Source organism: Cytobacillus solani (assembly GCF_001420595.1).
In the GTDB taxonomy this organism is placed as follows: Bacteria; Bacillota; Bacilli; order Bacillales; family Cytobacillaceae; genus Cytobacillus; species Cytobacillus solani.
The window spans coordinates 3,575,995-3,588,072 of the sequence record NZ_LJIX01000006.1 but is presented as its reverse complement, the minus strand read 5'-3'; the positions used below and the strand labels follow the sequence as shown (position 1 = coordinate 3,588,072).

The window sequence follows — 12,078 nt, the reverse complement described above, 5'->3', positions numbered from 1 at the left end:
AGGTGGGACCAACTTTGCGGACATTTTCTTTATTAAAAGGACTCCCAGTAATTGAATTAAATAGCGGTGCCAAAATTGGCGAGGTTTGTGATATTTGTATATCTGGCAGTGGGGTTGTTAGAGGCTTGCTTGTCCGAAAAGGAGCCTTGCTGAAAAAAACGTTTCATTTGAATGTTAAAGATGTGTCTTCCTTCGGCTGGGACGGAGTCATGATTGAGAATCAAGCGATTCTGACCCCAATTAAAAAGCCACATGAATTTACATTTGAAGGAAGAAATCGTTTAACTGGCAAAACGATTATGACCAGCGAGGGCGAGCGGCTTGGCTTATTAGAAGATGTATATTTTCAGGAAGAAGTGGGGACAATTGTAGGGTATGAATTATCGGATGGGTTCTTTTCAGATATGCTGGAAGGAAAACGCGTAATCAAAACCGAATTGCCTCCAGCAATTGGAAAGGACACCATCATCGTAAACGTTAAAGAGTGAGGTGTCTTTTCCATGCTGAAATGTCCCAACTGCCAGAGTAAGGATATCGGAAAAATTGGAATAAGCCAATATTATTGCTGGAGCTGCTTTATCGAGCTTTCTTTATCTAAAGGTGTAATTAATACACATCAGGTGGAAGAAGACGGAACATTAAGTTCACTTGATGATTTGTTTGAAGAAGACGAACGTCGCTACCTTTTATAATTTATAAAAAATCGAGGTGAGACAAATGAATCGAGTGTTAACCTCAGCGCTTGTTTTTGGTGCAGGAATGGCCGCATACGGCCTAGCACAAAAAAATAACCTAATGTCGGAACGGCAAAGAAAGAAAATTCAAAAGCGAATAACAAAAGCTCTGTTTTAAAAATAGGGGCTGACATCTAGAGATGTCAGCCCTTTTTGCATAAATCCAAATGTATACACTCACAATAAGAGGAGGAGGGTACAGTGTGGATATTCGATTAAAATGGTATTATCGATTGGGATTTCTCCTTTTATTATTTATTGTCTTATTTGTTTTTCTAAAGCTTCAGCAACTGTGGATGCCTGTATTAAAAATTATTTTGGCTGTCTTTTTTCCATTTATTATTGCAGCCTTCATAACCTATTTACTTCATCCGATTGTCAAGAAGTTGCATGAAAGTGGATTACATAAAGGAGTAGCCGTTTTTTGCATTTATATTCTTTTTTTCGGCGGGGCAGGTTTTGCACTTTATAAAGGAATTCCAGCTTTTATTCATCAATTAAGAGATTTAACAGAAAATGCCCCGCAATTTGCAAATCAATACAGAGAGTGGATCGAAATCATTCAGCATAAAACCTCCACTTGGCCGGATGGATTGCAAACTAGAATTGATGATGGAATACTGGCCATGGAATCGGCTTTAGATAAGCTCCTATCTAAAAGTGTAAACATATTATTAAGTATTATAAATTACTCTTTAATCATCGCCATCATTCCTTTTATTTCTTTTTACATGCTTAAGGATTATGAATTAATGAAACGAACCGTATGGTATGTAACACCAAGAAAGTGGAGACAGGAAGGTATTCTCTTTCTGCGTGATGTTGATAAATCATTAGGAAGCTATATTAGAGGCCAGCTTTTAGTTTGTGTGATCATCGGAGCCATTTCAGCCTTGCTATTTTGGATTGTTGGGATGAAATATCCACTGCTCCTTGGCATGCTAATTGGCGTGACGAATGTTATCCCTTATTTTGGACCCATTTTTGGAGCTATCCCAGCTGTGATCATCGCTTCCACAATATCTGTAAAAATGATTATCATCTCAATTGTTATCGTTTTTGTTCTCCAATTTGTTGAAGGAAATATTTTGTCTCCATTCATTGTTGGGAAAAGCCTTCATATGCACCCGCTTTTAATTATGCTGGCACTCCTTGCTGGAGGAGAAGCAGGTGGAGTGATTGGGCTAATCATTGCAGTCCCTATTTTAGCGGTGATAAAGGTAAGTCTAATTCATGCAAGATCCCATTTTGTGAAAGGACCAAACCCGAAATTCACCCGTTCTTGACAAATCTATTTTGAACTCGATATAATTCGACTATAATCAAAAGTATAAGTGTAACATGAAGAAGGAATGAGTATGTTATTGCCCATCTCAAGAGAAGGAATTCCTAGGCTGGAAGAATTCCTAGATGAAGGATAACAGAACGCTAATCCGGAGTGCAGCTAATTCCTGCCGTCTATCCGCGTTAAGGATTTGAGAGATGAATAGAAGGCAGATATTTTTTGAAGCTTTTCTATTCAAATCAGGGTGGTACCACGAGATAGCTCTTCGTCCCTGTCCGGGAGGAGGGCTTTTTTTGTTGATAAAAATAACTTTAGGAGGCATATACATGAAACAATTATCTGGATCAGAAATTCGACGTTTATTTTTAGAGTTTTTTAAAGAAAAAGGGCATGCAATTGAACCAAGTGCTTCACTTGTTCCGCATGAAGATCCTTCTTTGCTTTGGATCAATAGCGGTGTGGCGACCTTAAAGAAGTATTTTGACGGTCGTGTGATTCCTGAAAATCCAAGAATTACGAATGCCCAAAAGTCTATCCGGACAAATGACATTGAAAATGTAGGTAAAACAGCACGCCATCATACTTTTTTTGAAATGCTTGGCAACTTTTCAATTGGCGATTACTTTAAAGTAGAGGCAATTGAATGGGCATGGGAATTTCTAACGGATGAGAAATGGATTGGTTTTGATGAGGAAAAATTATCTGTTACTATCCATCCAGAGGATAATGAGGCTTTTGATATTTGGCGTCAAAAAATTGGTGTGCCTGAGGAAAGAATCATTCGACTTGAAGGAAACTTCTGGGATATCGGGGAAGGTCCAAGTGGTCCGAATACAGAGATCTTCTATGATCGCGGACCTGAATATGGAAATGACGTAAATGATCCAGAATTATATCCTGGCGGTGAAAATGATCGATATTTAGAAGTTTGGAACCTTGTGTTCTCTGAATTCAACCATAATCCTGATGGCACATATACTCCGCTTCCAAAGAAAAACATTGATACGGGTATGGGCCTTGAACGAATGGCTTCTGTCGTTCAAAATGTGCCGACAAACTTTGATACAGATTTATTTATGCCAATTATCCGTGGAACAGAAGAGATTTCAGGAGAAAAATACGGTGTGAATAAAGAAATAGATGTAGCATTTAAGGTTATTGCTGACCATATTCGTACTGTAGCTTTTGCAGTAGGTGATGGGGCGCTTCCATCTAATGAAGGACGTGGCTATGTATTGCGCCGATTACTGCGCAGAGCTGTACGTTATGCTAAGCAGATTAATATTAATCGTCCATTTATGTACGAACTAGTCCCAGTTGTAGGCGAGATCATGAATGACTTTTACCCAGAGGTTAAAGCAAAAATAGAATTCATTCAGAAAGTAATTAAAAATGAAGAAGAACGTTTCCATGAAACATTACATGACGGCTTAGCGATTCTTTCATCTGTTATTAAAAAGGAAAAAGCAGCTGGAAATGATACGATTCAAGGAGAAGATGTTTTCCGTTTATATGATACGTATGGTTTCCCTGTTGAACTAACAGAAGAATATGCAGAAGAAGAAGGTATGAAAATTGATCATGAAGGCTTCGAAAGAGAGATGGAGCTTCAGCGCGAACGAGCTCGTGCTGCTAGACAGGACGTTGATTCCATGCAAGTCCAAGGCGGAGTGCTCGGAGAGATTAAAGTTGAAAGCAAGTTTGTCGGCTATGATTCACTTGTAACTGAATCAAAAGTAGTGGCACTTATTAAAGATGGTCAATCAATCAATTCAGCAAAAGCTGGAGAAGAAGTACAGCTGATTTTGGATATCACACCATTCTATGCTGAAAGCGGCGGACAAATTGCTGATCAAGGTTTATTAGAGTCAGAAGGACTAAGAGTAGCTATTAAGGATGTTCAAAAGGCTCCAAACGGGCAGAACCTTCACCGTGCAATTGTAGAAACTGGAAACTTAAAAATAGACCATCAAGTAAAAGCTACAGTGAATGAATCAATCCGCTCTAAAGTAATTAAAAACCATACTGCCACACATTTGCTTCATCAAGCATTAAAGGATGTGCTTGGAACGCATGTAAATCAGGCAGGATCACTTGTTGAACAAGATCGTTTACGTTTCGACTTCTCTCATTTCGGTCAGATTACTTCAGAGGAATTAGAGAAAATTGAAAGCATTGTGAATGAAAAAATTTGGCACAGTATTGACGTGGAAATTAACTTTAAAAATATTGAAGAAGCAAAAGCAATGGGTGCGATGGCATTGTTCGGTGAAAAGTATGGGAAGATCGTCCGTGTTGTTCAAGTTGGCGACTATAGCCTAGAGCTTTGCGGCGGATGTCATGTACCTAATACTTCGACAATAGGATTATTTAAAATTTTATCTGAGAGTGGAATTGGAGCAGGTACTCGTCGAATCGAAGCGGTTACTGGAGAAGCTGCTTATCAATTATTAAATGAACAGATTAGCATTCTTAAAGAAGCTGCAGCGAAATTAAAAGGGAACCCGAAGGAATTGGCTTCAAGAATTGAGACTTTACTCGGAGAAATGAAGCAGCTTCAGCGTGAAAATGAATCATTAGCAGCAAAATTGGGTAATATTGAAGCTAGCAGCCTTGTCTCAAATACGAAAGAGGTAAATGGAGTAACCGTGTTATCCGCTCAAGTTGCAGCGACAGATATGAATAACCTGCGCAATATGGCAGATGATTTAAAGAATAAGCTCGGCTCAGCAGTCGTTGTTCTCGGCAGTGTGAATGAAGGCAAAGTAAATATAATTGCCGGTGTCACAAATGATCTGATTGATAAAGGATACCATGCAGGGAAAATTGTAAAGGAAGTAGCTACACGATGCGGCGGAGGCGGTGGAGGCCGTCCAGATATGGCGCAAGCTGGCGGAAAAGACCCGGAAAAGCTCGAAAGTGCATTGAATTTTGTTGAAGAATGGGTCAAATCCGTTTGATAACGCAACAAAGTAGTGTAGAATGAAAGAAAAGCGCAGGTGGCTTGCTTAGGGGCGACAAGCATAAGACAGATCGGCAGGAAGGTTGTACTTTAACCTTCTTGACGAGATGGCTTATGACCTCGGGCCCCTAGCCACCGAAGCTGGACAAAGAAAAGCGGAATCGGCTTGCTCTAGCTCCCCGCTTAACGCTCAATCAAAAAAGAGGTGTAAAGTATGAGCTCATTTGATAAAACAATGAGGTTTAATTTTCCTGAAGAGCCAATCGAGCATGATGTGAATCAAGTGCTATTCCAAGTATACGAGGCTCTTCAAGATAAAGGGTATAACCCAATCAACCAAATTGTTGGTTACCTTCTTTCTGGGGATCCTGCGTACATCCCCCGTCATAAGGATGCACGTAACATTATCCGCAAACTTGAAAGGGACGAAATCATCGAAGAGCTTGTTAAATCATACTTGAAGCAGCAGCGAAAGGGATAATGTATGCGTACGATGGGATTGGATGTCGGCTCGAAAACAGTCGGCGTAGCGCTTAGCGATGCATTTGGCTGGACAGCGCAAGGATTAGAAACCATAAAGATTAACGAAGAAGAAAATGAATTTGGTTTCGAGCAAATAGGAAAAATTATTAAAGAGCATGAAGTAAGTAAAATCGTTGTAGGTTTGCCAAAGAATATGAATGGATCAATTGGTCCGCGCGGAGAAGCCAATCAAAAGTATGCTGCGGAGCTTGAAAGGCTCTATCACTTACCTGTCATATTATGGGATGAGCGTTTGACAACAGTGGCTGCTGAAAGGGTTTTACTTGAAGCGGATGTCAGCCGCAAAAAAAGAAAAAAGGTTATTGATAAAATGGCTGCCGTCATGATTTTACAAGGCTTTTTAGATAGCAAAAATTAATGAGGTGAAGAAAATGGAACATGGAGAAAAAAATATTACAGTAGTAGATGAAGAGGGTAACGAGCAATTATGTGAAGTGCTTTTTACATTTGATTCAGAGGAATTCGGTAAATCATATGTCCTTTATTATCCAATTGGTGCGGAAGAAGATGAAGATGGAGAAATTGATATTCATGCATCTGCATTTATTCCAAGTGATGATAATCAAGACGGTGAACTTATTCCGATTGAACCAGATGCGGATGAAGAGTGGGAAATGATTGAAGAGATGCTAAACGCATTTCTTGCTGAAGAGGAAGAGGAATAATAAAGTGATTAAACTGGCTTGCCTATGGACAAGCCAGTTTTTTGTTTGTTTTCTTTGATTTTTGTATTATTTTGCGACTGCTAAAAGAAATATAGTATAATAAGCGAGATGTAAAAAAAGAAAGTTGACAAGACAGGTTTAAGCTGAAAATGTGAAGTTTGCAGCTTGATTGGAGGGGAAACAGTGTCTCAAGAAAATAAAAAAGATAAAAGAGATATCATTCGGCAAAAGATGATCGAGCGCCAAAGCGAAGCAAGATTAGTCCGAAAAATTGTTTTGATTATCGCCATTATTTTAGTTATTACAGTTGGTGCTATTGCAGGCGGCGGCTATTTTTATATTAAATCTGCCATCCAGCCGGTAGACCCGGATAATAAAAAAGAGAAAAAAATTGAAATACCAATTGGGTCATCATCCACGGGTATTGGTAAAATTCTAGAGAAGAATGGAATTATTAAGGATGCCAGAGTATTTAAATATTATATTAAGTTTAAGAATGAAACAGGATTTATGGCTGGTGAATATACATTAAATCCTTCTATGACTATTCCTGAGATAATTAACAGCCTCAAAACTGGAATGCTACAGGAAGAATTAGTTTTTAAATTAACTATTCCTGAAGGAAAGCAACTAGAACAAATTGCAGGGATTATTGCCGAAAAAACAAATCGAAGTGCAAATGAAGTAATGAAGCAGCTTAATGACCCATCCTTGATTAAGTCATTAATGGAGAAATACCCTAACCTTCTAACAGAGGATATCCTTGATAAAGATATAAAATACCCGTTAGAGGGATATTTATTTCCTGCAACTTATTCGTTTTATAAAGAGAATCCAACAATTGAAGAAATTATTACACCTATGCTGGACAAAACGGTTGATGTTCTCGATGAATACCAGATTGCCATGGAAGAGCGTGGATTCTCGGTACATGAACTATTAACGATTTCATCATTAATTGAGGAAGAAGCAACGGAAAAAGTAGATCGCAATAAAATTGCCAGTGTGTTTTATAATCGAATGGAAACGGGGATGCCATTACAAACAGACCCGACTGTATTATATGCACAAGGAGAACATAAAGATAAAGTTCTTTATAAAGATCTGGAGATTGATTCACCGTACAATACTTATAAATATCCAGGTCTGACACCTGGACCGATTGCTAATGCAGGTGTAGTCTCGATTGAAGCCGCTTTAGTACCAGATGAATCTGATTTTCTATATTTCTTAGCAACTTCAACAGGTGAAGTTCTATTTTCAAAAACACTAGAGGAACATAATCAAAAGAAAGCTAAACATATTCAATAATAAATGAAAGGGGAATGGATGAAAAGTTAGCATTCCCCTTTTATTTATGTTAAAATAGTTCAAGTGTTTTATATTTTTTACGATAGCGTGACCCACGGTCGAGTAAGGATGACAGCTTTAAAAAAGCTGATATTATGCAAAAGGTCTTTGCATTACTAATTATCCTCTTTCGTGAACGCTATTTTTTTCATGTCTAAATGATTGAGGTGATGGCAGCTTGGAAAATGAAAAGCTGCATGCTTATATAGAGGGAATTATACCTGCAAGGCTTGAATTTTTTCAAAGAATGGAGTCATATGCCAAAGATCATGGTGTACCGATTATGGAGCTTGTAGGAATTGAAGCGATGCTTCAGCTTTTGCGAATCCAACAGCCAAAAAATATTCTAGAGGTTGGAACAGCAATCGGGTATTCTGCTCTTCGAATGGCTGATGCACTCCCAAACTGTAAAATAGTAACCATTGAAAGAGATGCAGAGCGTTACGAGCTAGCTGAGCAATATATTTTAGAGGCTGGCAAGGAAACCCAAATCCTAATCATTAAAGGGGATGCACTTGAAGCTGAACCGCAGGTAAAAGAGCATGGTCCTTTTCAGGCAATCTTTATCGATGCAGCAAAAGGTCAATATCAGCGTTTTTTTGAAATGTATTCTCAGTATCTTGATGATTATGGGGTCATTATTACAGATAATGTTCTTTTTAAAGGACTAGTATGTGAGGAAGAAATCGAAAATAAACGTACACGCAATCTTGTGAAAAAAATTGATTCTTTTAATAGATGGCTGATGAATCATCCTGACTTCTACACGGTGATTTTACCGGTAGGTGACGGGGTTGCGATTAGTAAAAAGAGGTGAATGAAATGTCAAAACCAGAATTGTTAGTTACACCCATTCATGTGGAAGATATCAATCCATTAGCAGATGCAGGAGCAGATGCTTTTGTATTAGGTGAACAGCGTTACGGTTTACGTCTTGCAGGTGAATTTTCAAGGGATGAAGTTAAAAAGGCGATCGAGCTTGCCCATGAAAAAGGGAAGAAAGTATATGTCGCTATGAATGCGATTTTTCATAATGAAAAGATTGAGGAGCTATCTGATTATATTGCATTCTTGCAGGAAGCAAATGCTGATGCAGTCATCTTTGGCGATCCTGCCGTGCTAATGGCAGCTCGTGAAGCGGCACCTAATATGAAATTGCATTGGAGTACGGAAACAACGGGAACAAATTGGTATACATGTAATTATTGGGGCAGAAAAGGGGCAAAGCGAGCGATTCTAGCCCGTGAAATGAATATGGATGCCATTGTTGAAATGAAAGAGAATGCGGAAGTAGAGATTGAGGTTCAAGTTCATGGGATGATGACAATGTTCCAATCTAAGCGTTCACTTTTAGGCAATTATTATGAATATCAAGGAAAAGTTATGGAAGTAGAAAATCGTAAGCAAGAACATAATATGTTTCTGCATGATAAAGAGCGGGGTAACAAATATCCGATCTTTGAAGATGAGAATGGAACTCATATAATGAGTCCAAATGATATTTGTATCATTGACGAGCTTCAAGAAATGATTGAGGCAAATATTGACTCATTTAAAATCGATGGGATCTTGAAAAATCCAGAATATATCCTTGAAGTAACGAAGCTGTATCGGAAAGCGATTGATCTTTGTGTGGAAGATCCAGATCAATATGAAGATGTGAAGGACGAGCTATTAAACGAGATAGAAGAAATTCAGCCTGCCAATCGTCCATTGGACACAGGGTTTTTCTTTAAAGAAACGGTTTATTAAAAATATCTAGCTTCAGCGCCTAGCCCCTCGATGGTCATAAGCTAATCCTCCCAAAAAGGTAAAGAGCACCTTTCTGTGAGGCTTGTCTTATGCTTGTCGGGGCTGAGCACTAAGGAAAGCTCCTTTGAGCAATCCTTGCAGGAACAATCTGCATTTAGATTGTTCCAAAGGCGCTTACGCTTTTAAATTAGGAGGATTACCTATGACAGTAGTGGAAGATGAAATTTCCCAAATTGTGGACGGCAAAAGGGTAATCGTGAAGAAACCCGAATTGCTAGCACCAGCAGGGAACTTAGAAAAACTGAAAATTGCCGTTCATTATGGAGCGGATGCTGTATTTATTGGCGGTCAAGAATATGGCTTACGTTCAAATGCAGATAATTTTACATTTGAGGAAATGAAAGAGGGCGTAGAATTCGCCAAAAAATACGGTGCGAAAATATACGTAACAACAAATATTTATGCTCATAATGAAAACATTGATGGACTAGAAGAGTATTTGCTTGGGCTAAAAGAAGCAGGAATCGCAGGGATTATCGTAGCAGACCCGTTAATTATTGAGACTTGCCGCAAAGTTGCACCTGAAATCGAGGTGCATTTAAGTACACAGCAATCTTTATCCAACTGGAAGGCTGTACAGTTTTGGAAAGAAGAAGGATTAGAGCGTGTCGTACTTGCTCGTGAAACAAGTGCCGAAGAAATCCGTGAAATGAAAGAGAAGGTAGATATTGAAATTGAGACCTTTGTTCATGGTGCGATGTGTATAGCTTATTCAGGTCGCTGTACGCTAAGTAACCATATGACAGCTCGTGACTCGAATCGTGGGGGCTGCTGCCAGTCATGCCGCTGGGATTATGATCTCTACCAATTAGAAGGGGAAAATGAGGTTCCTTTCTTTAATGAAGGAGATTCCCCTTTTGCTATGAGCCCGAAGGATCTCAATTTAATTCAATCCATACCACAAATGATTGAGCTTGGAATTGACAGCTTAAAAATTGAAGGACGGATGAAATCTATTCATTATATTGCAACAGTTGTTAGCGTGTATCGTAAAGTAATCGACGAATATTGCGCAGATCCAGCGAACTTTGAAATTAAGCAGGAATGGCTAGAAGAATTAGCGAAATGTGCCAACCGTGAAACAGCGCCAGCATTTTTTGAAGGTGTTCCAGGGTATAAGGAGCAAATGTTTGGAAATCATAGCAAAAAGACGAATTTTGATTTCGTTGGCTTGGTTCTAGACTATAATCCTGAAACGCAAATCGTCACACTTCAGCAGCGTAATCATTTTAAACCGGGGCAGGAAGTAGAGTTTTTCGGACCAGAAATTGAGAACTTTACTCATGTAATTGATAAAATTTGGGATGAAGATGGAAACGAGCTGGACGCAGCGCGGCACCCGCTCCAAATTGTTCAATTTAAGCTTGATAAACCTGTATTCTCGAACAACATGATGCGAAAGGAGATTTAACCCCTATGGAACGCAAACCTGTTGTCATCGGTGTGACCGGCGGCTCTGGTTCAGGAAAGACGAGTGTGACGAAATCAATTTATGAATTTTTTAAAGGACACTCGATTCTGATGCTAGAGCAGGATTACTATTATAAGGATCAAGCACACTTGCCTTTTGAAGAACGATTGAAAACAAATTATGATCATCCCCTTGCGTTTGATAATGATTTATTAATTGAACATATTCAAAAGCTGCTAAGGCACGAGGAAATTAACAAGCCTGTATATGATTATGCGATGCATACGAGATCAGATGAAGTGATTACAGTTGAACCAAAAGATGTAATAATTTTAGAAGGAATTCTAGTCTTAGAGGATGAGCGTCTTCGTGATTTAATGGATATCAAACTTTTTGTAGATACAGATGCTGATCTCCGCATTATTCGCCGTTTGTCTAGAGATATTAATGAACGCGGCAGAACAATGGATTCTGTTATTGATCAATATGTTAATGTTGTGCGCCCAATGCATAATCAATTCATTGAACCGACAAAACGTTATGCGGATATCATTATTCCTGAAGGCGGACATAATCATGTGGCTATTGACTTAATGGTCACAAAAATTCAAACAATTCTTGAACAAAAGTCTTTTTTATGACACAATAGCATAGAAAATATATAATAAGTCCTGTAGTAGACAATTCAATGCGCGTCCTTTAGCGAAGGACGCGCTCCTATGCATTTTTCTTCTTACATAAAAAAGAAAGAACACAATCACGATGTGAGCTGTGAAAATTTGAAGGAGTGAAGGTTTTGGCAATGGAAAAAGTTTTCCCTATGACACAAGCTGGAAAAGAAAAGCTTGAACAGGAATTAGAATATTTAAAATCAGTTAAGCGTAAAGAAGTTGTTGAACGAATTAAAATTGCCCGTAGCTTCGGAGACTTATCAGAAAACTCTGAGTACGATTCAGCAAAAGAAGAGCAGGCATTCGTGGAAGGTCGTATTACTACAATTGAAAATATGATCCGTAATGCAAAAATCATTTCAGAAGATGAAATGAGCGGAGATACAGTCGGATTAGGCCGCTCTGTTACATTTATTGAGCTTCCTGATGGAGAAGAAGAAACTTATACAATTGTTGGAAGTGCTGAAGCAGATCCATTTGATGGCAAGATTTCTAATGATTCTCCAATTGCAAAAAGCTTAATCGGCCATAAAGTAGGCGAAGAAGTTAAAGTGCAAACACCTGGTGGAGAAATGGACGTACGAATCATAACGATTAAGTAAAAAAAATAGTTAGACGAAAGGAGAAGGGGTTAACCTTCTCCTT

General features: G+C 38.7%; 14 protein-coding genes. All 14 read left to right on the top strand.

From position 1 onward, the window contains the following. Nucleotides 1-14 precede the first annotated feature (14 nt). The 14 genes from AN957_RS19900 (at nucleotide 15) to greA (ending at nucleotide 12,035) form a co-directional block, all read left to right on the top strand. Nucleotides 15-488 (top strand): PRC-barrel domain-containing protein, encoded by a 474-nt coding sequence (locus AN957_RS19900; RefSeq protein WP_053477117.1) that lies wholly within the window; start codon nucleotides 15-17, stop codon nucleotides 486-488. A 12-nt stretch (nucleotides 489-500) separates the two neighbouring features. Continuing rightward, nucleotides 501-692, top strand: coding sequence for a hypothetical protein (locus tag AN957_RS19895; RefSeq protein ID WP_053477116.1), 192 nt, complete (start codon nucleotides 501-503; stop codon nucleotides 690-692). Between the two features lie 25 nt (nucleotides 693-717). Beyond that, on the top strand, nucleotides 718-852 hold the full coding sequence (locus tag AN957_RS27080; RefSeq protein ID WP_075209195.1) for a YrzQ family protein: 135 nt from the start codon (nucleotides 718-720) through the stop codon (nucleotides 850-852). An 85-nt stretch (nucleotides 853-937) separates the two neighbouring features. After that, on the top strand, nucleotides 938-2,020 hold the full coding sequence (locus AN957_RS19890) for an AI-2E family transporter (protein WP_053477115.1): 1,083 nt from the start codon (nucleotides 938-940) through the stop codon (nucleotides 2,018-2,020). A gap of 325 nt (nucleotides 2,021-2,345) precedes the next feature. Continuing rightward, nucleotides 2,346-4,979, top strand: coding sequence for an alanine--tRNA ligase (gene alaS, locus AN957_RS19885; RefSeq protein ID WP_056685842.1), 2,634 nt, complete (start codon nucleotides 2,346-2,348; stop codon nucleotides 4,977-4,979). A 216-nt stretch (nucleotides 4,980-5,195) separates the two neighbouring features. Next, nucleotides 5,196-5,462 (top strand): IreB family regulatory phosphoprotein, encoded by a 267-nt coding sequence (locus AN957_RS19880; protein ID WP_053477113.1) that lies wholly within the window; start codon nucleotides 5,196-5,198, stop codon nucleotides 5,460-5,462. Between the two features lie 3 nt (nucleotides 5,463-5,465). After that, nucleotides 5,466-5,882, top strand: a complete 417-nt coding sequence (gene ruvX / locus AN957_RS19875; RefSeq protein WP_053477112.1) for a Holliday junction resolvase RuvX — start codon at nucleotides 5,466-5,468, stop codon at nucleotides 5,880-5,882. Nucleotides 5,883-5,895: 13 nt separating this feature from the next. Then, complete coding sequence (locus AN957_RS19870; protein WP_053477111.1) at nucleotides 5,896-6,189, top strand: DUF1292 domain-containing protein; 294 nt, start codon at nucleotides 5,896-5,898, stop codon at nucleotides 6,187-6,189. Between the two features lie 183 nt (nucleotides 6,190-6,372). Then, entirely contained in the window at nucleotides 6,373-7,500 is a 1,128-nt protein-coding gene (gene mltG, locus AN957_RS19865) for an endolytic transglycosylase MltG (RefSeq protein WP_056685837.1), read from the top strand. A 217-nt stretch (nucleotides 7,501-7,717) separates the two neighbouring features. Further along, entirely contained in the window at nucleotides 7,718-8,356 is a 639-nt protein-coding gene (locus AN957_RS19860) for an O-methyltransferase (RefSeq protein WP_056685834.1), read from the top strand. Nucleotides 8,357-8,361: 5 nt separating this feature from the next. Next, entirely contained in the window at nucleotides 8,362-9,291 is a 930-nt protein-coding gene (locus tag AN957_RS19855; protein ID WP_056685831.1) for a peptidase U32 family protein, read from the top strand. Between the two features lie 202 nt (nucleotides 9,292-9,493). After that, nucleotides 9,494-10,762, top strand: a complete 1,269-nt coding sequence (locus tag AN957_RS19850) for a peptidase U32 family protein (RefSeq protein WP_056685828.1) — start codon at nucleotides 9,494-9,496, stop codon at nucleotides 10,760-10,762. A gap of 5 nt (nucleotides 10,763-10,767) precedes the next feature. Then, the gene (gene udk, locus AN957_RS19845; RefSeq protein ID WP_053477106.1) at nucleotides 10,768-11,403 is read left to right on the top strand and encodes a uridine kinase; all 636 of its coding nucleotides are present in this window, start codon (nucleotides 10,768-10,770) and stop codon (nucleotides 11,401-11,403) included. Between the two features lie 155 nt (nucleotides 11,404-11,558). After that, entirely contained in the window at nucleotides 11,559-12,035 is a 477-nt protein-coding gene (greA, locus tag AN957_RS19840) for a transcription elongation factor GreA (RefSeq protein ID WP_053477105.1), read from the top strand. Nucleotides 12,036-12,078: the final 43 nt, after the last annotated feature.